The 23,112-nt window shown below is 44.0% G+C and carries 19 protein-coding genes and 1 pseudogene; 9 read left to right on the top strand and 11 right to left on the bottom strand.

Annotated features, from left to right (window positions below; all coding sequences use genetic code 11):
- Positions 1–14 precede the first annotated feature (14 nt).
- Complete coding sequence (locus AAE02nite_RS23705) at positions 15–2,456, bottom strand: outer membrane beta-barrel family protein (RefSeq protein WP_146904402.1); 2,442 nt, start codon at positions 2,454–2,456, stop codon at positions 15–17.
- A 406-nt stretch (positions 2,457–2,862) separates the two neighbouring features.
- On the opposite strand from AAE02nite_RS23705, the gene AAE02nite_RS23710 reads away from it, so the two are divergent.
- The 3 genes from AAE02nite_RS23710 (at position 2,863) to AAE02nite_RS23720 (ending at position 6,607) form a co-directional block, all read left to right on the top strand.
- The gene (locus tag AAE02nite_RS23710; protein WP_146904406.1) at positions 2,863–4,437 is read left to right on the top strand and encodes a carboxylesterase/lipase family protein; all 1,575 of its coding nucleotides are present in this window, start codon (positions 2,863–2,865) and stop codon (positions 4,435–4,437) included.
- A 465-nt stretch (positions 4,438–4,902) separates the two neighbouring features.
- Positions 4,903–5,808, top strand: a complete 906-nt coding sequence (locus AAE02nite_RS23715; protein WP_146904409.1) for a S66 peptidase family protein — start codon at positions 4,903–4,905, stop codon at positions 5,806–5,808.
- 82 nt (positions 5,809–5,890) lie between these two features.
- Positions 5,891–6,607 (top strand): N-formylglutamate amidohydrolase, encoded by a 717-nt coding sequence (locus AAE02nite_RS23720; protein WP_146904412.1) that lies wholly within the window; start codon positions 5,891–5,893, stop codon positions 6,605–6,607.
- An 85-nt stretch (positions 6,608–6,692) separates the two neighbouring features.
- On the opposite strand, the gene AAE02nite_RS23725 is transcribed toward AAE02nite_RS23720, so the two are convergent.
- Positions 6,693–6,929, bottom strand: coding sequence for a hypothetical protein (locus tag AAE02nite_RS23725; RefSeq protein ID WP_146904415.1), 237 nt, complete (start codon positions 6,927–6,929; stop codon positions 6,693–6,695).
- Between the two features lie 444 nt (positions 6,930–7,373).
- On the opposite strand from AAE02nite_RS23725, the gene AAE02nite_RS23730 reads away from it, so the two are divergent.
- The 4 genes and pseudogenes from AAE02nite_RS23730 to AAE02nite_RS23740 all read left to right on the top strand — a co-directional run bounded on the left by AAE02nite_RS23730 (position 7,374) and on the right by AAE02nite_RS23740 (position 12,469).
- Positions 7,374–8,132, top strand: a complete 759-nt coding sequence (locus AAE02nite_RS23730) for an alpha/beta hydrolase (RefSeq protein WP_262713477.1) — start codon at positions 7,374–7,376, stop codon at positions 8,130–8,132.
- A gap of 711 nt (positions 8,133–8,843) precedes the next feature.
- Positions 8,844–9,260: a hypothetical protein gene (locus AAE02nite_RS23735; RefSeq protein WP_146904421.1), complete on the top strand. Its 417-nt coding sequence runs from the start codon at positions 8,844–8,846 to the stop codon at positions 9,258–9,260.
- Positions 9,261–10,045: 785 nt separating this feature from the next.
- Positions 10,046–10,396: pseudogene (locus AAE02nite_RS27065) on the top strand (carboxypeptidase-like regulatory domain-containing protein); the annotation flags it as partial.
- A gap of 9 nt (positions 10,397–10,405) precedes the next feature.
- Positions 10,406–12,469, top strand: coding sequence for an outer membrane beta-barrel family protein (locus AAE02nite_RS23740; RefSeq protein ID WP_246151233.1), 2,064 nt, complete (start codon positions 10,406–10,408; stop codon positions 12,467–12,469).
- A gap of 15 nt (positions 12,470–12,484) precedes the next feature.
- Here AAE02nite_RS23740 and AAE02nite_RS23745 read toward each other — a convergent pair whose 3' ends face one another.
- The 7 genes from AAE02nite_RS23745 to AAE02nite_RS23775 form a co-directional block, all read right to left on the bottom strand.
- Entirely contained in the window at positions 12,485–12,763 is a 279-nt protein-coding gene (locus AAE02nite_RS23745) for a GNAT family N-acetyltransferase (RefSeq protein WP_146904427.1), read from the bottom strand.
- Positions 12,764–12,789: 26 nt separating this feature from the next.
- Positions 12,790–13,428, bottom strand: a complete 639-nt coding sequence (locus AAE02nite_RS23750) for an alpha/beta hydrolase (RefSeq protein WP_146904431.1) — start codon at positions 13,426–13,428, stop codon at positions 12,790–12,792.
- 104 nt (positions 13,429–13,532) lie between these two features.
- On the bottom strand, positions 13,533–13,901 hold the full coding sequence (locus AAE02nite_RS23755; RefSeq protein WP_146904435.1) for a cupin domain-containing protein: 369 nt from the start codon (positions 13,899–13,901) through the stop codon (positions 13,533–13,535).
- A 206-nt stretch (positions 13,902–14,107) separates the two neighbouring features.
- Positions 14,108–15,043, bottom strand: coding sequence for a ring-cleaving dioxygenase (locus AAE02nite_RS23760; RefSeq protein ID WP_146904438.1), 936 nt, complete (start codon positions 15,041–15,043; stop codon positions 14,108–14,110).
- 27 nt (positions 15,044–15,070) lie between these two features.
- The gene (locus AAE02nite_RS23765; protein ID WP_146904441.1) at positions 15,071–15,607 is read right to left on the bottom strand and encodes a YceI family protein; all 537 of its coding nucleotides are present in this window, start codon (positions 15,605–15,607) and stop codon (positions 15,071–15,073) included.
- A gap of 152 nt (positions 15,608–15,759) precedes the next feature.
- Positions 15,760–16,743 (bottom strand): ABC transporter ATP-binding protein, encoded by a 984-nt coding sequence (locus tag AAE02nite_RS23770; protein WP_146904443.1) that lies wholly within the window; start codon positions 16,741–16,743, stop codon positions 15,760–15,762.
- Positions 16,744–17,517: 774 nt separating this feature from the next.
- Positions 17,518–19,275 (bottom strand): ABC transporter ATP-binding protein, encoded by a 1,758-nt coding sequence (locus tag AAE02nite_RS23775; protein WP_146904445.1) that lies wholly within the window; start codon positions 19,273–19,275, stop codon positions 17,518–17,520.
- A gap of 340 nt (positions 19,276–19,615) precedes the next feature.
- On the opposite strand from AAE02nite_RS23775, the gene AAE02nite_RS23780 reads away from it, so the two are divergent.
- The gene (locus AAE02nite_RS23780; protein ID WP_146904447.1) at positions 19,616–20,017 is read left to right on the top strand and encodes a GlcG/HbpS family heme-binding protein; all 402 of its coding nucleotides are present in this window, start codon (positions 19,616–19,618) and stop codon (positions 20,015–20,017) included.
- 85 nt (positions 20,018–20,102) lie between these two features.
- Here the strand turns inward: AAE02nite_RS23780 and AAE02nite_RS23785 are convergent, their stop codons facing one another.
- The gene (locus tag AAE02nite_RS23785; protein WP_146904449.1) at positions 20,103–21,401 is read right to left on the bottom strand and encodes a DEAD/DEAH box helicase; all 1,299 of its coding nucleotides are present in this window, start codon (positions 21,399–21,401) and stop codon (positions 20,103–20,105) included.
- A 338-nt stretch (positions 21,402–21,739) separates the two neighbouring features.
- Between AAE02nite_RS23785 and AAE02nite_RS23790 the strand changes: the two genes are divergently transcribed.
- A complete protein-coding gene (locus AAE02nite_RS23790; RefSeq protein WP_146904451.1) occupies positions 21,740–22,633 on the top strand; it encodes an SDR family oxidoreductase in 894 nt (297 codons plus the stop codon).
- Between the two features lie 125 nt (positions 22,634–22,758).
- On the opposite strand, the gene AAE02nite_RS23795 is transcribed toward AAE02nite_RS23790, so the two are convergent.
- Positions 22,759–23,109 (bottom strand): calcium-binding protein, encoded by a 351-nt coding sequence (locus AAE02nite_RS23795; protein WP_146904453.1) that lies wholly within the window; start codon positions 23,107–23,109, stop codon positions 22,759–22,761.
- Positions 23,110–23,112: the final 3 nt, after the last annotated feature.

A 23,112-nucleotide genomic window follows, 5' to 3' on the forward strand; every position in this document is an offset into this window, starting at 1 on the left:
AACTACCCGCACATCTAATTTGTAACCCTTTGCCGCTCTTCTTCCGAACCGGTGCTCCTTCTTTTTATTACTTTCAGGCTTTTGTTGCCAAAGTTGCGGGTATACGTAAGCCGGAAAACCCGGGGCTCGCGCCGCAAAACTACTGATACATCCTGGTTTAAAGCCGGGTTTTTATTTACGACAGAGAACCGCATTGTCCACAATAAATCGGTGCCCGTTAGCCGTAGCGTACCGTTATCGTTCTTGAGTTTCTTTTGTATGCCAAAATTTAAAAAACCATACGGTTTGCTGTATCCAATGCCGTATAAAGAACGGGTTTGGTATAAATAAGCCAATTCAACCGAATAATCGTTGGGCAAGGTAAAATTATTGGTTGCATTTAACCGGCCATACCGACCGCTAAGATTGATTGCCTCGCCTTGGTATTCGGTTTTATTTTGCTGCCAGTTAGCCATCAGGTTATTTTGCATTTGCCACCACGCAGTAACCGTAACCGGAATAGTTAAATTAATGGAGTAAGTATCGCTGCTGCGTATATTTTCTTTCGTGGTTACTTGTTCATTCTTCTCCGGATCAACCTTTATTACATTGGCTATGGCGTTATAATCGCGGCTGTATTGAAAGGCGAGCAAATATTTTTTCTGTAACTGATAAGTGGTGCCCCAGGCATTGGTAAAAGTTGGTTTCAGGGCCGGATTACCAAATATAAAAGTGTAGGGGTCCCAGAAATTAAATATAGGCGCTAAATCATTAAAGGTGGGGCGGGTAATGCGGCGGCTGTAAGATAATTGCAGGTCGTGGTTTTTACTTAATTCCTGCGAAACAAATGCACTCGGAAAAAGATTATTGTACTGGCGTTTAATCAGGTTTTCCCCGTTGATAATATTGGTTAAGTTGGTATAAGTAGATTCCCAGCGCAAACCGGTTTGCAGTTTGGTACCGGTACTTAGCTGGTGCTGAAAGTTTATATAGGCAGCCCCAATATCTTCCTGTAGCTTTACATTCTGGCTATATTTTGGGTCCGGTTGGGGCAAGTTGTTTTCGTAACGATACAGCACCACATCATTCTTTAACAAAGATAAGGTGCCTTTTACGCCTGTTTCCAGTTTAGTATTCTTACTAATTTGTTTGGTGTAATCGGCTTTGCCTACGCCCATGGTAATAGGCGTTAACTTGGTGTTATTTAATATTTCCTGCTCCTGGGCATTGTCTTGCACATATTCATAATCATTTACATACCAATGCGGGTTGTTATGATGATAATATAAATAATCCAGATCCAGGTTTATTTCCTGATTATTCCGGAAGGCATGCCGCAGGTTAAGGTTGCCCATGATATTACGCCAGTGGTTTATTTCGTGGTCCTGGGTAAATATTTGGGTAACAATTTCTTTATTATACTGTATACCGGCATTGTTCTTACAATATTGCTCCCAAAAATTGTTAAACCCACTTACCTGACCACCCAGCGTTGTTCTGGCACTCAGTAAATAATCAAATCCTATTCTGGCATTTAATATATTCCGGTCGGTGTAGCGTTTAGATATCGTACTGCTCTCTATTAACCGGCCTTGGTTAAGTATTTTCCGGTTGCTTTCTACCTGAAACATAAATTTATCATAAGAAAAGGAGCCATCGGTAAACAAGTTAAGCTTAGCCGTACGGTGGTTCAGGTTGGCCGCAGCACCGGCTTTTTCGTACTGACCATAGCCAATATTACCCGAATAGGAGCCATTGGTACCCATATCGGTATTCTTTATTAAAATAATATTTATGATACCGCCGTTGCCTTCGGCATCGTAGCGGGCCGAAGGATTCGTGATTAATTCTATTTTCTGAATATTTCCGGCATCCATGCTACTCAGCATTTGCATAACCGCCTCGGTGGGCAAACGGGTTAATTTACCATTTATCATGACTACTACGCCTTCTTTGCCACTCATAGCCAAGGAATTATTCTGGCGGTTTACACTTATTCCCGGCGATCGCTCCAGCACATCCAGCGCGGTGGAACCAGCCGCCGTAATACTATTTTGCACATTTACTACCAATCGGTCCAGGTGTTGTTCAAATAAGGGTTTGGCGCCTACTACCGATACTTCCTGTAATTCTTTGTTGCTCCCCGTTAATACCAAAGTATTTAGCTGTACGGTGGGTTTCCCGGCCTCAACAGAAAAATTTTTACTGAATATTTGTTTATGTCCCACTGCCGAAATAGAGACCCGGTAAGCTCCGGGTTTAACATTCTCGAAGCGGAACGAGCCGTTTTCACCGGACAACATACCTTTTACCAAAGCCGAATCCGGGGCATTCAATAACAGTACATTTGCAAAAGGAAATGGCTTACCCGTATCGTCCAGAATATTGCCATTAACCAAGGATTGTCCGGATACCTGTAAACCAAACAAGAAACAAAATCCGAGTAAATGCAGGGTAAAGTTTGTAAAAACAGGCATGTAAACAGCTAAGAGGTAGTAAAGAATAAGCAGGACAGCAGCAACAGGAAATGATATTGTTTAAACCAATATACCGGGAGGTAACGCGAAGAAATTATCCTTAATTACTTGCAGCAAAGCCTCATAAGCTAAGCGCAAGGGATTAAATTTGATTTTTTATATAAATATTATAGATATACCAAGATAGTATTAATAGATTAAATATTCCAATTTTTTGAAAAAAAATTTTAGTTAAAACTATTTGAAATGCGGTGGGTAGACGCACAGGAATGAGTCTGTTATTCCTGCTTATCTAAATGCCGATAATTAGAACGGAATACTGGCTGCTAATTTGGAAATTAATGCTTTATTAGGAGCATTATTTTACCAAACTGCCGAATACTCCTGAACTTAAAAGCCATCACCAATGCATCGCCCGCTGAAATTGTATACTTGTTTATTCCTGCTGATATTAATCGCTGCGCTGTGCTATCCGGCTTTTAGCCAGGTTCATGCTCAAAATGCTGGTGCGGCCTTAGCCAATAATGTAAAAGTAACGGGCGGCACTATCTCGGGAAGCCAGGTGGCCAACGGCATCCGGGTTTATAAAGGCATTCCGTTTGCGGCGGCGCCGGTTGGCGAATTGCGGTGGAAAGAGCCGCAACCGGTAAAGCCCTGGTCGGGTGTGCGTCCGTGTACCACATTCGGCCCTAGTCCGATGCAAAGAGAACCAGCCCCTTTTAGTATGTGGAGTGCAGAATTTCTAATCCAAAAAGAACCTATCAGCGAAGATTGTTTGTACCTAAACGTTTGGACGGGTGCTAAATCGGCGCGGGAAAAACGGCCGGTTATCGTTTGGATTTACGGTGGCGGTTTTAACAGCGGCGGCACCAACGTACCTATTTACGACGGCGAAGCCATGGCGCAGAAAGGCGTGGTGTTCGTAAGCCTGAATTACCGCGTTGGCATTTTTGGCTTTTTTGCACATCCGGCGCTTACCCGCGAATCGGGCCGGAATGCCTCGGGTAACTATGGTTTACTCGATCAGGTAGCAGGTTTGCGGTGGGTACAGCAAAATATTAGCGCTTTTGGCGGCGATCCCCAGAATGTAACCATTGCCGGCCAATCGGCGGGTTCGATGAGTGTTAACTGTTTGGTGGCTTCACCGCTAGCTAAAAATTTATTTAAGAAAGCCATTGCCCAGAGCGGCGCCAGCTTTATCCGGAAAAGCCTTTCACTGGCGCAAGCCGAACAGGAAGGCGTAGAAATGGCCGGGAAGTTGAACGCTCCTACCCTGGTTCAATTACGCAACCTTCCGGCTGCCGAACTGCAACAAAAAGGCCAAGGCTCCCGCCCTATTGTAGATGGTTACTTTCTACCCGCCGATATTGCCGATATTTTTGCCGCCGGTAAAGCCAATGCGGTTGCCTTACTAACGGGCTGGAACGAAAACGAAGGCTTATCGGGACCAATCAGAAATGCCGCTGATTTCCGGAAACAGCTAGAAACGGAATATAGTACTAATGCCAAAACTTTCCTGCAATATTACCCGGCAGCCAACGATCAGGAAGCAGAAATTGCCCAACAGAACTTATCGCGGGATTTAATTTTTGGTTTACAAAACTATACCTGGGCCAATGTGCAGGCACAACAAGGAAAACAGCCGGTTTTTGTGTATCGGTTTACGCGCCTGGTACCAGCCACCGGCGAATATAAAAAGTACGGCGCTTTTCATACCGGCGAAGTGCCCTACGCCTACGATAACCTGAAATTTGTAGACCGCCCCTGGGAACCTGCCGACCACTACTTAGCCAAGCTGATGTCAGGTTATTGGGTAAACTTTGCCACTAAAGGCAATCCCAACGGCCCGGGTTTACCCGAATGGCCCGTCTATACCCTCCCGAGCAAAAAGATTATGATCCTGGACCAAAAGCCGGTTACCCAGGAAATCCCGGATCGGGCCGCGCTGGATTTTCTGTATAAAGCAACTGTAAAAAATTAAAGTAAACGCTTCTAAAAAGCGAGCTGATAGGTTATATGCCGAAGTTAGGCGGAGAAGGGACCTCATCCCCCAACCCCTTCTCCTCTGGGCGAAGGGGAGTTCCGGTAATGCTTCTTTTAAGGAAAACGCTTTTAACAACTGGTGAAATTTAGTATTGTAATATTTCACAAGAATTAGTTATTCATTCTCTTTATTAACTTCGTTAAGAAACCAAACAGCATTATTGCACTTGTTGCAATACTAATCAAAGTCCCTCTCCTTTTTCAGGAGAGGGATTTAAGGTGAGGTCCTCGCCTAACATCCACTTATTAAATATACCGCCTCTTCCAGCCGCTCCTCACTGGAAATAACAGCTATTAATATATTCAGTATTAATACGTAGCCGGCAACCCGTAAAGTACCTGATTTTTAAAACAGCTTAAACCCCGTAAAAAAACTTTCGTTGCGGTGATTAAAAGCTGTAACATGATACTTCCTCCTTTTCTGCAGGCCGGCGATAAAGTAGGTGTAGTGAGCACCAGCAACTTTACCGAACAAAAGTACATTGATGAATTGGTAAAGATTTTGCAAGCATGGCACCTGGAGCCGGTACTGGGTAAAACCATTGGGCCCCGGAAAGGCAGTTTTGCCGGCTCCGATAAGCTCCGGAAAACTGATTTACAGGAAATGCTGGACAACGACGAAATAAAAGCTGTGCTGGAAACCATGGGAGGTTACGGCATTATCCGGGTAATAGATCAGGTAAACTTTAACAAATTCAAATACAAACCCAAGTGGCTGGTAGGCTACTCCGATACCACCTTTCTACACAGCCATGTGCAGGGCATGCTCAGTACGGCCTCCATCCATGGCACTATGGCCGCCGATCTGGAAGATGGATACCAGCCCGAATCCTGGGAAAGTTTGCGCAAAGCTTTGTTCGGCGAGAAGCTGAACTATAAAATAAAAGCACACCCCTTAAACCGGCCAGGCCAAGCCGAAGCCATGCTGGTAGGCGGCACCATTAGTGTTTTGTGCAATGCTAAAGGCACCATGTCGGAGGTAAACACCAATGGCAAAATCTTGTTTCTGGAAGAAATAGGCGAAAAACATTTCCGCCTGGATAGCTATCTTACCTCGCTGAAGCATGCCGGAAAATTTGACTACGTACGGGGATTATTAATTGGCGAACTGGAAGACATGCAAGAAGACGATCCGCCTTTCGGGAAGACACCCGAAGAAATTATTCTGGATGCAGTGCAGGATTATGACTTTCCGGTTTGTTTTGGTTTCCCGGCTGGTCACGGCAAAGTTAACCAGGCTTTAATATTTGGAGCACCCGTGCAAATGGTTGTTTCACCAAAAGGTACTACCGTTACGTTTAAACACTAAACAACGGTCTACTCCTTAAAAATTAGGCAAAGGCCGGCTAGACCTCTAAGAAATAAATTGAGAAAATAGCAAAGAACAATAAATGGCGGCTACCTTTATACTTACCTGCGAACATGCTGGCAACATCATACCGCCAGCCTATGCCCATCTTTTTAAAGCGCAAGAAGAACTACTTTATTCGCACCAGGCTATCGATTTTGGTGCCTTGCGGCTGGCTAAACACCTTGCGGCCGCTACCAACCTTCCTTTGTATTACACCACTATTTCCCGCTTGTTAGTAGAAGCCAACCGTTCTCTAGATAACGAAGAACTCTTCTCAGCGTTCACGAAAGACCTGCCCGAAAAAGAAAAACAACAGGTGCTGAACAACTATTATTTTCCGCATCGGGAGCAGGTTACCCAAAAAATTACCGAAGTAGTTAAAGCCGGCAACCAGGTGTATCATTTGGCAGTGCATACCTTTACGCCTGTAAAAGACAAAGAAGTACGCGAAGCAGAAATCGGCATATTATTCGACCCGGCGCGACTATTGGAAGTACATTTTGCCAACCTACTTCAAAAAGAACTGCTCGCCCAAAACCCTAACCGGAAAGTGCTGTACAACTCACCCTACCCCGGCATTGCCGATGGGCTGCCCACTTACCTGCGCAAGCAATTTTCCCCGCATCATTACGTCGGCTTTGAACTGGAAGTAAACCAGAAATTTTTCCTGAACGGTGAGCCCGAAGTTTGGCATACGCTGGCAACCGACATAACCAGCGCCATTAAAAGAACAATTGAAACACTGCCCAAAGCCTGATAAGCGCCGTAACAAGTACGCTAAGCAGGAAGCGCACGCAGCACCTGGCTTGATACGCTAATATTTTCTGTGTTTAAACTATATTTTACAGCATCAGCGGAATGAGCTGTAGGACCTCCCGTGGCAAAATAACCCAGGTCTGAAATTGAGGTTCTTTCGCCTCTGACAAGAGGTAGCAAAGGAATATATCGTCTTGGGTAGCTTTATCAAAATCCGGATTCCGGTCTACCTCTATGGCGTAATACATTTCGGTGGTTTTGTGCTGCACCGGAAAAAACCTGGTAAAATCTAATGCTGAAAATAAATCCTGTCCCTCCTTCATTATAATTAAAAGTTAAAGTTATTTAACAGACAAGTCATGAATAATCTGCAACAATAAATATAATTATTCCTGCTTAATATTTTAACTTATATTATAATACAGGTTTATTAGCCAGTAAGAACTTATTATATTACTAGAATACCTGCAATCCTATTCTTTTACCAAGATACAAAACGTGTTATATTTCTGATTCTATATACCTAATAAATTAAGTATAAATATCTTTAATTTAAGTATTTGTGCGTCCAACCTTAGCTAAAAAACAATTATATTCCGGCCTTAGAGGCCTACCATATTCCGAAGGACGCGTATGCGAACTTAATAGCTGAACATCAAGCAGAAACGTAAACCGCCCAGTAACTACAAGGAGAAAACGACGGATATTTAAATTCGGATGCCGACTTTTATACCACCATTGTTGAAAACAGCGGCAAAGAAACTATTATTTTACTGCACGGCGGCCCGGGTGTTCCCGATGGCTTAACTTTTATAACAAAGTATTTAAGCCGGGACTTTCAGGTTATTCATTTTCACCAGCGCGGCACTTTAAAATCGCCTTGCCGGAGTAATAATTATTCGCTGGATAGCTATATCTCGGATATTAACTGCATAGCCGATTATCTGGGAGTACCAAAATTCCATTTATTTGGGCACTCCTGGGGCGGATTGTATGCGCAAATTTACGTCCAGCACCATCCCGACCGGTTGTTGAGTTTGTTTTTGTGCAGTCCTGGTTCTGGTACCGGCCGGCAATGGAAAGATGCCATGCTGGAAGTTGCCCGTTATACCAAAAACCGAAGCAGCTTAGTAGAGTGGCTTAACCTGAATATTTATTCTGCGCTAGGTCTACTGGGCAGCGACCGCGCTTATCAAAAATTTTACTGCTTGGTCCTCACCAATTTTAACCGTGGCTTCCGCGAAGATCAGCCGGAACATTTCCGTTTCCACTGCATCAAGGCCAAAGTCATTAACCAAACCACCAAAAATATACTTACTGCCCCGGTACTCCCGGTTTTAACCGACCCAGGATTCAGGATAACCATAGTGTACGGCAACAGTGACATATTTGGGGAGAGTAATAAATATATTATCCAGCGGCACCCCTCGGCTGCTGTTCTTTATATTCCGGAAAGCGGTCATCTGTCGTGGTCGCACAACCTACGGGTATTTGAGCCCATTTTGCAGACACACTTTAACCTATAAGATAGAGGCTCTCGTTAAATATTAATAATCTCTAGTATTTATAAATTTAATTATAATATATATTTAAATAATATATTAATTAGATTAATCAATATGAGTATATTTAAATAAAATATAAATTTATTTAAATTTAAATTTGCTTTCTGAATTAAAGTATTTTATATTTATAGCAAATAAAAACCCCTGATATTTCGGATATTTTTTTCAGAAAGGGCAGATCGACACTGCGGGAAAGTAGTATTATTCTGCATAAACACAACCTCTTACCTAAAATATTTATACAAATAAAAAATGGCTTATGTTTTTTTAGCAAATTTAATTTAGTAGCCTATGACTAAAATTTAACTACTTTTTTAATTATTTTCTGTATATACCATGTGGCTTAGTGCTTCTAAGCCCAAGTACGATTACGTGATATTACCATTGCCCATATTGCATTTTTTTTATTCTACAAAAAAAAGATCCTAACAAATTCTTAAGGTTAATTTTCTATACAGGAATTTTCTGGAGTAAAGCACGCCTTTTTTAAGGTATTAGGTTGGATATTGCTTCAACTTCAAAGCTATTTTAAGATCAAAACTTCGTTTTAATTAGTATTATCATATAATTTATAGGAAATTTTATAAAATACAAATCACACCTATTCTCAATTAGTACTTCAACTTATCTCAAAAATTTAAATCTTTTTTCAAACCTTTTTTATTTATTATCATGAAAACTAAAATTCTTTCTCTCGCCACCCTCCTCATCACCCTCTTAAGTGTTGTAAATGTCTCTGCGCAAAATATACACTTTGTTGGCACACCATGCTATGATGCTGCAACCAATACTGTTTCCGGTAAAGTAGCAGGCTTAGGAAATAATGCCAGCGGCCTTACCATAACCATAACCGGACAATATGGCTGTGATAACCCGGCGGGCAATAAACCACCTGCCTGGCAAAATTTCACCATAAATAATATTCCCCTAGCTAATTCTGGTAAATCCGGGCAGTATACATTTTCAGCTACTTTAGGAAGTCTGCAAAGACCTTGTCCTAACTCAAATTGGGAGGTTGTGTTCCGAAGCTTTGTAGCAAAAGTAGCCACCACAAATTTATCAAGTCCGGTTTCTATGACTTGTCCATAATTAAATATTTGGGAAGATAAAAAAGATTAATCAGGCTGCGGGCATTAATATCCTGCTTGCATCCTGAAGCACTGGATACGCATTCAAGGAATACTTAACTCTCCCTCCCTGATTTATTTTATGCATTGATAAATATAATATTTTCTTCTACCTCAATTTTCACTTTAATCCTTATCCATTTTAACCTTTAAAAATTAATTATTATGAAAACAAAAATGATTTTTCTCGCCCTAACACTTGTAGCGCTATTTAGTGTTAATAGCGCCTTTTCACAAAATCCTCACTTTCTTAAACCACCTGTATTCACCGATAATGGAACTACACTAACTGCTACTGGTTCTATTGTTGGTCTGGGAGCGAACATAACGATTACCGTTATACTAACTACAACGGGTACAGCCACCACAGAATGTACTAACCCAGGAGGTAACGTAGCTCCGGGTCAGACAAAGACAGGGGCTATAACTGTTTCGGGTGATTTTACATCTGACAAGAACGGTAGGGTTAATTATACTTTGACTACAAATGCTCCGGCACCAGGTCCGTGCCCTAATGGACAGTGGACTGGAAGGGTAACCGGAGTGACTTTCGTTAACAGTAGCGTTACATTTGAGTAGTGATTTAATAAAATAAACCCTATTAAATGAAGTAACAGGTCAAAGTACCGAAGCTCAGAAAGCCGGTACTTTGACCTCCTTCATTTAATTTCTCTGGTAACCAAGTTCTCCTGTTTTAAAGGTAAATATTAAGTAGGTAATAATATTCTTTCGATACTTCATTACTACATGCTGGTTTCACCAAAAATACCAAAGAGATGGAAGCAAATATTATTACTTGCCCTGCTTTGCTATTTTCAATATTCCGTTTTATATGCAAAAGCTGCTGCTACAGTTAACACCTTTATCAGCACCATAACTATAAAAGGAGAAGTACGGGACTCTGCCACCCAAGCTACACTAAGTTATGTTACAGTAGTAATACAGGAGGTCGGGAACAATCAGGCTTTTAAAACAACCCTGACTAATGAAAACGGCTTGTTTGAATTTAGGGAGCTGCCCAAAAATCAGTACCAGCTGGTCCTGACTTATATAGGCTATAAAGCCAAAACAATTCCTCTTCCTGCTTCCACTTCACCTTCAATAAACATGGGTAAAGTAATGCTAGGCGCCACCGTAAAACAGTTAAAAGAAGCGGAGATAGTCACTGAAAAGCTTTTGGTGGAGCAGGATATTGATAAAATAACCTATAACGTAGCATTCGATCCGGAAAGTAATTTTCTGAATACCCTGGATATGCTGCGAAAAGTACCTTTACTTACTTTTGATGCAGACGATAACCTGCAACTGAATGGCAATAATAATTACTTAATCCTGGTTAACGGCAAGAGGTCATCCTTATTTTCGGGTAAACCGAGCGAGGTACTTTCGGGTTTACCCGCCAGCGCCATTAAAAAAGTAGAAATAATTACCAACCCTTCTGCTGCCTATGAAGCGACTGGCGTGGGTGGTATCATTAATATTATTACGCAAAAAAGTAGTATTGGTGGTTATAGTGGTTCTGGTAACCTAAGCGTAAAAAACCCGAGGGGCCTTACATTAGGCGGCTATTTAACTGCTAAAACGGGAAAGTTCGGGCTTTCTAACCGGTTCAACCACAACGCTAATAATAGTCCGGTAAACAGCAGTAATTTTTTCAGAGAAGACAGAATCCGGCAGATTAGACTCGAACAGACCGGAAAAAGCAACAGCAACAGCCAATCCTGGAACATGGGCAGCGAGTTGAGTTATGACCTGACTCCGCAGGACCTTATTTCAGCCAGCTTTAGCCATAACATAAGTAATGGTAGAAATAGCAATGTTCAGGAAGTAAACCAGCGGAATGCCGTTGCCGAGTTAACTGAAGCCTACCAAAATCTGAATACAGGCAAGAACATTGCAAGAGGCAGCGATTTTAGCCTGAATTACCAGCATAGTTCCAGGAAGACTGGTCAGCAATTGCTCGCCCTCTCTTTTAACCTTATTAATAGCCCCAATAAAAGTACCTCTGACTTTACGCTGCAACCGGTGCTAAACTATTCAGGGCGGGTAAGCACCACCCAAAGTATGGATGAAACCCGGGAATTTACCGCCCAGGCAGATTATGTTCAGCCCATCGGAAAACAAGCGCTGGAATTAGGTATAAAATCGAGCCTGGAACAAAACAGCAGCGACTACTTCTACAAAAACCGCCAACCCGAAACAGGTATATTTCTGCTTGACTCCAGCCAGAGTAATAATTTTGGTTATCACCAGGCTATACATGCGGCTTATGTTTCCCTTAACCTGCGGAAAGGTGCCTGGGGACTGAGAACCGGCGCCCGGTTAGAAGCAGCAAGACTGTATGCTGATTTCACTTCATCCGGTACCCGGGCCACCCCGCAATACCACAACCTGTTTCCTACTATTTCCTTATCTCGCCTGCTGAAAGGCAGCAGCACCTTAAAGTTATCGTACAGTCAACGCATACAGCGCCCCGGGTTATACTACCTGAACCCCTACGTAGATCAGACCGACCCCTTGAATATCAGCTTCGGCAATCCGGATCTGAATCCCGCTACCAGTCATATTTTTCAGCTCGATTATAACCTATTTGTAAAGGACATATCGGCCAATGCCAGTATTTTTCACAACTTCACCAACAATTCTATCCAGGAATTTACAATTCTGGGAGCAGATTCGGTAGCCCAAACTACCTACAGCAACCTGGGCCAAGACCAGCATTACGGCTTCTCCCTCAGCACCAACACTACCTTATTCCGGAAGCTAAGCCTAAACCTGAACAGCAGAACCCAATACGTAACCTTTACCAGCCTTATTGAAGGCAAACCTCAGCGTAATGAGGGTTTTACTTACAATTTACAAGGCTCTGCCAGTTACCGCTTTGGTAAAAACTGGCGGGTCAGCGGTACGCTGGGTTATAATTCACCTAATGTATTGTTACAAGGAAGAACCGGTGGCTATACTTTAAGCAGCCTTTCGGTAAATAAGGAGTTCCTGAAAAGTAAAAAAGCCAGTATTGCCCTTGCCGTAAGAAGCCCAGACCGGAAATACCGCCGTGCTGTTAGCGAAGTCAATAGTGCCACCTTTTATCAACAACGAACATCCTACTCCGTTACCCGGCAATTTCAATTATCCTTGAATTACCGGTTCAGCCAACTGCAAGGTCGGTAACGACATTAACCCGATCTACTTTTTTATTAAATAATCATACTCCAGATGCTTCTGCAGGTAGCTTTGCATGAACGGGCACAACGGAACCAGTTTCAGTTTTTCAGAAGAGATATATTCCAACGCAAACTTAGATAAGGCTCCGGCTATACCGCGGCCCTCCAGCTCTTTGGGTACTTCGGTATGCAGCACCGTCATAATGCCCGGACGCAATTTGTAATCTACAAAGGCGGTGTTGCCATCAACAGTGGTTTCGAACCGATGCGCGACCAGGTTGTTTTTTATTTCTAGTTCCATCTGTACTCCGGTAAAATTTAAGAGGGTTATTTATTTACAGAGGCTTTGCTTAATATTTGCTTGGCCAGGTTAATTTCTTCCTGCAAAATAGTGTGGGGCCGGCCTGGGTAAATGTGCTTCGATACCATGGCGCCGTGCTCTTCCATAATTTTAACAGTTTCGTTTACCCGGCTCACCGGTACGTGCGGATCCGGGTCGCCGGTGGTAATTAAAACGGGCGTACCGGCAAAATTGCCCTGGTAGTTACTGGTATCGAGTTGCTGACCAATTAAACCCCCGGTGAAAATAAAGAGCCCGCCGTAAGGTTGTGCATGGCGGGTGGCATACTCCGACGTGAGGCAAGCGCCCTGCGAAAAACCAGCCAGGTAAATTTGCTGGCTGCTGAGGCCCTGTTCCAGAATAGATTTCACAATCGCATCAATGGTTTCCAGGGCCGAGTCCAGGGCAGGTTGGTTTTGCGTAGCCGGAGCCATGAAACTATAGGGGTACCAGCTATGATTGGTGGCTTGCGGGGCAAAAAGCGTAAAATCGTTAGCCCCCAAGGGACTGGCTAAACTCAAAATACTTTCGGCGGTAGCACCCCGGCCATGCACCAGAATTAAGGCTTTCTGGGTTTCGGCTAAAGGTGCGCCCTGCGTTATTACTTTTTTTTGGTGGGTATACATAAATGAGAAATTTAGTAATCAGTAATTAGATTTTAACATTTATCCTCGCAGCAGAAGTTAAACAGCTTGTTCCTTTTCCGGTAGTTGTAATTAACTAAGCAGATTTAAGGGTTTTCCGGTAACGTAACGAAAATAGAATTACGGACCGCGGGTAATAAATTGCGGGTGCGGTGTCCTTTACCGGTGGTATCTTCTACGAGTAAAATATCGCCCGCTTTAAAGCTGCGTTTCTCCCCCAGCGAAGTCTGGATTTCTATTTCGCCATCGAGTAAGATTATAAATTGCCGGGCGGGCGCGCAGTGAAAGTCATAATCGTAAGCAGGCAGCACCTTACGGAAAATAATTTGCGCTACCGCTTCGGGCTCCGACAAAAAACCAATCTCGCCGGCTGCCTGCAAAGGTTTGGCTATTTCTTCAAAATGGCTTTCACCATGCTGGTCGGCGAATATGCGGGTTATGTTAAATTCCTCCATGCCAGGTAAATGAGAAGTTTTAAGTTGTAAGTAATAATATGCTGTTTAGTCTTTAAGCTACATGCAGCGTTGATCGGCGTTACTGGTATTATCACCGCCCATTCGAAAGCTTCTGCTAGGAAAGTGCCTAAGCAGCTTGCCGGCGCGATTACTGGCAGGCCCATGCTTAAACAGGTTTAAAAATTCCTGGCCGCAACTCTTAAATATTAATCCAGGTTCGGCAATACCGATTCTATCTGGGCACGGCGCGGCTCGTATTGCGGCGGTAATAATAATCCTGAGCCTAATTTATCCCAGGGTTCATCAATGCCAAAGCCCGGATTATCGGTAGCAATTTCAAACAAAACGCCGCCCGGCTCCCGGAAATACAACGAATAAAAATAATTGCGGTCGATTTTGTTCGTGATGCTGTGGCCCGCCGCACTTACTTTCCGCTGAAACTGCATCAGCGTTTCTTCGTCTTTTACCCGGAAAGCAATATGGTGGTTGGTACCCGCACCGCCAATACCCCGCGCTTCGTTGGGCAACTGCACCAAATCAATTATAGATGCCGCCTCAACAGCATCGGTAATATAGCGGTAACGATTGCCGCTTTGCTCCAGCAGTTTATAGCCAAAAATATCGGTCAGGATGGCGGCCGTAGCCTGGATATCTTTCAGGGTTAAGGTAACCCCGTGAAAGCCCCGCGTAGCCAAACTGGCCTTAATTGCGTCGGTTACCCAGGGCTGCCGGTTATCCGGGTTTTTCGAAACTACTAATTCTAGCTTTAAGCCGTCCGGGTCCAGGAAAGTTAAATAAGGCTCCCCAAATTTCTCGGAAGGCTTGTTATAGATAACATTGTGCTTTTCAAAACGATCGATCCAGAAATCGAAGCTGCCGGCGGGTACGGAGTAGGCAATATTCGTAGCCATACCGGTACCAGCGCTGCCCCGGCGGGCGCCTTCGTACGGAAAAAACGTTAAAACAGTGCCGGCACTGCCCTTTTCGTCGCCGTAATATAAATGGTAAGTGCCGGGGTCGTCGAAGTTAACGGTTTTTTTGAGCAGCCGCAGCCCCAGTACTTTGGTATAAAAATCGAGGTTTCGTTTGGCCTGATCGGCAATCGCCGTAATATGATGCAGGCCTAATATTTTATTTTCCATGATTTTATTTTTTAATCCATTAAGCAATCAACCTTGTTTTACGAGCTGAATTTCGGCCTGTAACTTAATCTCGTCGCTTACGACTACGCTGCCGGCTTCGGTAACGGCGTTCCAGGTTAAGCCAAACTCTTTGCGGCTGATTTTTCCGCTCACCGTAAAACCCGCTTTCGTCTGGCCGTAAGGGTCTACTACAATCCCGCCAAATTCCACCTTTACCGCTACCGGTTTGGTTGTTCCTCTTATGGTTAAATCGCCGTGAAGGGCATAATCGTCGCCGCTTACTTTCTCGTACTTGGTTCCCACAAAATGAATCTCACTGTGGTTCTCCGCATCAAAAAAATCCGCCGATTTTAAGTGCGTATCGCGTTGCTCGTTGTTGGTACTAATGCTGTTTACGTCGGCGGTAAATATTACGCTATCGGCGCTGGTAAACTGATCATTGGCCGTTAGGGCTTCAACATTAAATTTCTGGAAATAACCGGTAACGGTGGTTATCATCAGGTGTTTTACTTTAAACTGAATTTCGCTGTGCATTGGGTCTGCTACCCATTTTATATTAGCCATGGTTTTAAACTTTTAAATTTTCGTTTTCTTTAATTTAAACAAATGTATAAACATTTAATGTATATACATATAATTAAACAAAAAAGTTTAAAAATAATTTTTATGCTGCTGAAGGAGGTTTTAGACTGTATATTTATATCGACGGCATTTATTTAAATATACCACAGGTCCGCCGGTGTAACCGCTATAGAAACCAAGTCACCGGGCGTAACCTCGGCCTGATTAGTTTTTACCTTTAGCTGGTTGCCGGAGAGCTGCACGGCTATTTCGTAATAGGCGCCAAAATAAGTTACGCGGGTTACCTGCCCAATAGGATTGCCGTTGTTGACAGAAGCTATTTTAATATTTTCGGGACGGATGAGCAGGTCTTTTCCGTTTGGCTTTAAGTTGTGTAAACCGGCAAATAGATGCGCTTGCAGGGTCGGCACCAGGTTGCACTCCCCGAATAAGGCCGCTACGTACTGATTTATTGGTTGGCCGTAAATTTCCGGCGGCGTACCTTTTTGCACCAAAGCTCCTTCTTTCAGCACCAATATTTCGTCGGCCCACGATAAAGTATCCAGTGGGTCGTGCGAAATTAAGATCAGCGTAATTCCTAGCTTTTCGCCAATATTCCGGATAACTTTTTTCAGCAAGTTTTTATGGCCCATATCTAAATTAGAGAAAGGCTCATCGAGTAATAAGAATTTGGGTGCGCCCAACAATAATTTGGCCAGAGCAATCCGCTGCCGCTCGCCGCCCGATAACTGGTTTGTTTTCCGGTCTAATAAATAATCGATGTGGCATAGTTCGTAGAGGGCGCCGGCTTCGGCACCCGATAGCGTATTGGCATAGCTCAGCACCTGCTCTACGCGCAAAAAAGGCGGTAATTCAAACTGCTGCGATAAATAAGCAATACCCGCATGGCCCGGCACCAGCGTATCGGCCGGCCCAATTACTTTTTTACCCTGGAAGCGCACTTCGCCGGTATCGGGCTGCACCAAACCCGCAATTATTTGCAGCAAAGTACTTTTACCCGAGCCAGTTTCGCCGGCAATGGCAATTTTCTGCAAGGGTTCCTGGCTGAAGCTAATATTTTTTAAGGCAAAACTTCTTTCTTCGCGGATGCTGATTTGGGATACTTGTAGTAAACTCATAAGGCAGTGTCAACGTGGCAATCATTTTTTACCAGCGCCGAAATTACGTAAATCCATCAGGAAATTTTTTATTTAAATTTTTCGATATTCCAGTTTCCGGCGTAACAGCTTACCTGGAAATTGAACAGCTGGTAACCTAAGAAAAAGCCCCGAAGGGGCGCCATATATCAGCGATGGGTGAAGCCCATCGGAAGAATAATCGATATTTTACAAGCGCTGAAAGCGCAAAACACCCAGCTACTAGAGAATAGAAATAAATATTAAGAATTATTTCGCCTTTAGGGCTTTGTAGTATATTTATTCCCAGAGCTGCACCCTGGGCTAGTGTATTAGGCCCCTTCAGGCTGTGCTTTAGGTAAGGTAAATTTGGTAGTGCTAAATATTGTAACACGGCCGAAATTTATTACCTAAAAACTTGAAAAATATTACTTTACTAGATTTACGCAGATTGTAAAGGCGGCATAAGGAAGGACCTCATCCCCCAACCCCTTCTCCCTGGGAGAAGAGGAGTTCCGGTAAAGCATTTATCAAGGGAAACGCTTTTAACAGGGGTATAAATATTGTTCTGTAAAAAAGTATCAATTAGTGGATGCAGTAAATTCCTTTAAAACTACTTTGTCCTTTAGTGATGCTATCTAAATACCAGAAATATCTATTCAATTCTCTTATTAAAATTTCAAAAGAAGGCCTTAAACACCATAATTGTAATGACTGAAAGACTAATCAAAGTACCTCTCCTTTTTAAGGAGAGGGATTTAGGGTGAGGTCCTCGCATTATTTTATCAACTCCGGCTTTCGTTCACCAATCTGCTGGCGCCACATGGCGTAATACAAACCTTTTTGGGTAAGCAGATATTCATGGCTGCCCTGTTCCACAATTTTTCCTTTCTCCAGTACGTAAATGGTGTCTGCGTGCATAATGGTAGATAAGCGGTGAGCAATCAGGATGGTAATTTGCTCGCGGAAGGCAGATATTTCCCGGACGGTAGCGGTTATTTCTTCTTCGGTTAAAGAATCCAGAGCCGAGGTGGCTTCGTCGAATATAAGCAGACGCGGGTTGCGGATGAGGGCGCGGGCAATGGAAAGCCGTTGCTTTTCGCCGCCCGACATTTTAAGGCCGCCCTCCCCTATCTGGGTGTTAATGCCGTTTTCAGAACGAGCCAACAAGTTGGTACACGAAGCTTTCTGCATGGCCGCTACAATTTCTTCGTCGGTCGCATCGGGTTTAACATACAGCAGGTTTTCTTTTATAGTACCCGAAAACAAGTTTGTTTCCTGCGTTACAAAGCCCAGTTGCCGCCTAGCCTCGTTCAGCCAGATGGCTTTCGCCGAAACGTTGTTGTAGTACACCTCGCCTTGCACCGGCACGTATAAGCCCACCAATAATTTTACCAGCGTAGATTTTCCCGAACCCGATGGCCCCACAAAGGCCAATGTGTCGCCGGTATTAGCCTCGAATGAAATACCATCCAGCGCATTTTGAGCAGCATCTTTGTGCCGGAATATCACTTCTTCAAACCGCAATTGCTGCAGCGGGCCAATATCAATTGCCGACTCGGGGCGCTTCTCAATGGGTTTTTGCATTAATTCATCGAAATTCAGCAGCGCCGCTTCGGCTTCGCGATAAGCCAGAATAATGGTGCCCAAATCTTGCAGTGGTCCGAAAATACTAACCGAAATAAACTGCATCGAAATCAATTCACCGGTGGTAAGCACATCCCGAAAAATAAGCCAAAGCAAGGTAAACAGGATAGATTGTTTCAGTAGGTTCAGGGCCGTGCCTTGCAAAAAAGACAAGGTGCGCACCCGTTTTACCTTCACCATTTCCAGTTGAAATATTTGCTCGGTATGCTGGCGCAGCCGCCGGATTTCCTGAAAAGTAAGGCCTAAACTTTTCACCAACTCAATGTTGCGCAGCGATTCGGTAATAACCCCGGACATTTTATTCGTGGCCCGGTTGATAGAACGTTGCATGGTTTTAATTTTGGCGCTCAGCAAACTTGTAAGTCCGCCTAGCACTACCATACCCACCAAGAAAACCGGCACCAGGTCCCAGTGTTTGGTTATGGCATACCACACCAGAAAGCCCACGCCTACCACAGAAGAAAACAAAATATTGATAAAAGCAGTGATAAACCGCTCGGTATCGCGGCGTACGCGCTGCAGAATAGATAAGGTCTCGCCGCTGTTCTGGTCGGCGTATTCCTGGTACGACAGCCGCAGCGTTTGTTTCAGGCCATCGTTAAATATTTGCACCCCAAATTTTTGTACAATTAAATTCGTAAGATACTCCTGAAAAGCTTTGGCCAGCCGCGAGAGCAAAGCAATAATTACCGCCAGCAACATTAGCCCCAGGGCTCCTTTTACCCGCTCATCCGGCTTTAGCGTAAAAGGCGGCGTGGCATAATTATCAATAATTTTTCCGAAGATAACCGGATCGTACAGGGCCAGCACCTGGCTAATACCGGCCAGCAGCAACGATAAAAAAATTAAACCCCGGTGGGGTTTCAGATAATTCAGAAGTACGCGCATGTAAGCATTATTCTTAAAGTTTTATGCTTACGAAAGATTAGAACTACAAGTAACAGGACTTTCGCAAAGTTGTCTTTTTAATCTTTAAATCCTTTCCTAAACCGCCTAAGCCTTTTGAATAGCATGGAAGAAGTCCTGGGTTAAAGCACAAAAGGTTTATTCAGGATACTATAGTACCAGAAAAAGGGTACTTTGGAGAGGTTTGTATAATTTGTTATGCGGTAATATTTTGGATAGTACTGCCATGGATTTTCGAATTGCAGAGACCTATAACTTGCTTCTAACCAGAAAATAGGTAATTTTCTACTTTCAATTAAGTTAATATTTAAAATTTAAAACGATGAACATAACCTTAGACCAAGCCAAAAACGCTATTAAAGCCGCTTTAGCAAAAGCCGGCGAACTGGGCGTTAAAATGAATATTGCCGTAGTAGATTCGGGCGCTAACCTGACTGCCTTTGCCCGTATGGATGGTGCCTGGCTGGGTTCGGTTGATATTTCTATAAAAAAGGCCAGAACGGCCCGCTTCTTCGATATGAACACCGGCGAGATTGGTAAACTTTCGCAACCGGGCGGTTCTTTATACAACATTGAGCATTCCAACAACGGCCTGATTACTTTTCCGGGCGGTATTCCTATCAGGGATAATTCTGGCCAGATAATTGGCGCTATCGGCGTTTCGGGCAGTACCGTTGAAGATGATCATGCGGTAGCGGAGGCCGGGGTGCAGGCAATTAGTTAAATAATATTCCCCTGCAAAAAAGGCGCTGTTCGGTTTGGAAATTTACCAAACCGAACAGCGCCTTTTTTGTACGAGGGTATATTGGTTACTTGGCGCGGCCGATCTTTACTTTTTTATTTTTAAGCTTTTCGTTGCTTAATTGCTGCACCAGGGCATCGGCTTTGGCACGGCTGACGGCCGCGAAAGTGACATAGTCCTGCAAATAAATTAAACCCAGTTCGTCTTTTTGCAAATGGCCTTTCTGCAACAGGAAGCCCGCCACATCGCCCTTGCTGATTTTATCTTTTTTGCCGGCACTCAGGTACAGGGTTTCCCAAGAGCTGGGCGGCGGTAAAGCCGGGCGCACCGGCAAGGTTTCGGTGGGCAGCGAGGTAGGCAAATAATCTGGTTTATCGCCGGGTGGCAATAATACGTAAGCGGTGCCTTTGGCTTGCATGCGGGCAGTGCGGCCATTGCGGTGCAGATAAATTTCGGCAGTAGCCAACTCGTAATGAATGACGTTTTCTATTTCGGGAATATCCAGGCCACGGGCTGCTAAATCGGTGCTCAGAAGCAAATGGTAAGTACCGTTCCGAAATTTAAGTAAAGCCCGCTCCCGGTCGGGCTGCTCCAATCCACCGTGGAAAATGCCGTGCGCCAGCCGCTTTTGGGTCAGATACTGGCTAAGTTCTTCTACGGCATCGCGTTGGTTACAGAATACCAGCGTGGGCGTATTGCCCAGTTTACACAACAGCCGGAACAAGGCCGTAGCTTTGTCACCATCGCTTACGGGCACTGCTCTTACTTCTAAATCAGGGGTACTGGGTACATCCTGCAAGAAGTTAACCGTAGCCTGATTTTGCAACCTGGTAAATGCCGGTATCTTAGTCATGGCTGTAGCCGAAGTTAAGAGGCGCCGCTGCACCTGGGGCAACTGCCGGATGATATATTCCATATCGGCCTCAAACCCAAACTCCAGCGATTTATCAAACTCATCGAGCACCAGGGTATGAACAGTGTTGCCATCAATATTCCCTTCGCGTAAATGAAACGCTATACGGCCGGGCGTACCTACCAATACCGCTGGCGGTGTGGTTAAACTGCTGCGTTCGGAGCGGGTGGCATGGCCGCCATAAAAGCATTTCACCCCAAAGCCGGTACTCATTTGCCGGAATACCTGCTCAATCTGCAAGGCTAGTTCCCGGGCCGGCACCAGCACCAGCGCCTGAATACCGGGCACATCAGGCTGCAACCGCGACAATAAAGGCAATAGAAAGCCCAACGTTTTGCCCGAGCCGGTAGGTGCCAGCAAGACCAGATCCTGCTGTGCCGCGGCAGTCATGACCGCTTCCTGCATGGGGTTCAATTCCGTAATATTCAGTTTTTCCAGCGCCTGTTCCAGCATCTTTTATAGGGTTTATACCGGGTAAAGGTACAGGAAAATATGGGTAGTTCCGTGCCGCTTACTACCGGGCTTTTCTGATTGCACTTTTTATGTATAGCGCTCAAGTCCATTAACCATTTTAGAACCTAATTTTATTATAAGGCGAGTAAAGCTTCCTTAATCTAAGTTCTAATACATTAAATTTAATTTTTTTAATAATATTTGTTGCTTTTTCAATTTAAAGTAATTAATTTAAATTATTCATTCGAAGCTTACAGCATTCAAATAACATTTCCGCTTTAAAATATCCAAAATTTTTTAGCCCTAATTCCTTTATAAACCTTTAAAATTTAAAGTGTATGACTAATGTACTTATTACTGGTTGCAGTACCGGGATTGGTTTTGTTACAGCCGAGCTCCTGGCCCGGAAAGGCTATCATGTATATGCTACCATGCGCAATCCACAAGGCTCTCCCGAATTGGCTCAACTAGCCGAACGAGATAATCTGCCTATTACTATCGCGCCTTTGGACGTAGATTCTGATGAATCGGTAAAAACAGCAATAGAGCAAGTGTTGGCACAAGCAGGTCATATAGATGTATTAATCAATAATGCTGGTATTGCGCCTTTGAGTGTAGTTGAAGAAACACCGATAGACGTGTACCAACAGGTTATGCAAACAAATTATTTTGGCACCCTGCGTTGTATACAGGCGGTTTTACCTGCTATGCGCGAACGCCGGAGCGGAATGATTGTTAACATTTCCTCCATATCCGGAAAAGTTTACGCTCCCTATTTCGGCGCTTATTCTGCAACCAAAGCCGCTGTAGAAGCATTAAGCGAATCATTGGCGGGTGAAGTAGAACCCTTGGGCATTCGGGTGGCAGTGGTTGTGCCTGGAATTATTTACACACCGTTAATGAATAAATTAGACCAAGTAGCGCCTGATACCAACTACCCCAACATGGCACGGATGAGGGCGCTTTTACTTTCATCAAAGGAAAATAATATACCTGTTTCGTTAATTAGTAATACTATTTACGAAGTTATAGCTGGCGAGCGTACTGGTTTCCGGCACGTGGCATCGCCCGACGCCGAGCTATTTTTAAGTTTCCGGGCATCCCTATCAGATGAAGATTGGATTGCTTCGGCGGGCATGGATGAAGAAACCTGGATTGCCGGGATGGCCCAAATGGGTATAAATGTTCGGCCTTACCTAAAAACTCCAGTAAATTCACCTGCCACACTCTAAAACCAGGAAGTTGTCGCTTGTTTTCGTTGTGCGTAGAGCGCTTCGTTAACGCCACGCACAACGAAAGCCAGTCTCCGATTGACATATTCAGGATTGCAAAGGCCCTTTATGATTATAATTTGCCATTACTTTCTTACCCAATAATCCCAGACCGTAAACGCTTCCAAAGTTTCCGGGGAGGCTCTTAAATTACTCAATTGGGAGTAAGCAACAGGGAAGATGTAATCGCCGCTTTGCATCTGAAGGTTAAAATCTTTGCCTGTAAAATCTTCTGGCCGACTAGCAAGCCCCAGTATCTCCACTTCCTGTAATTCTGTGCTGCCAGCGCGTTTTTTAAGCTGGGCAGTAGCTTTAAACGGGAAAAGGAGGTTTTCTTCCAAATAATTGTACCAACCTGCGCTCGCCTCTAATTCGTCGTAGCAGTCAACTATAATTTCGTCGTATATCTTTTGTTCTATTTCTTCTTCCGAAAGCATGGC

The organism is Adhaeribacter aerolatus, assembly GCF_007991635.1.
GTDB lineage: Bacteria > Bacteroidota > Bacteroidia > Cytophagales > Hymenobacteraceae > Adhaeribacter > Adhaeribacter aerolatus.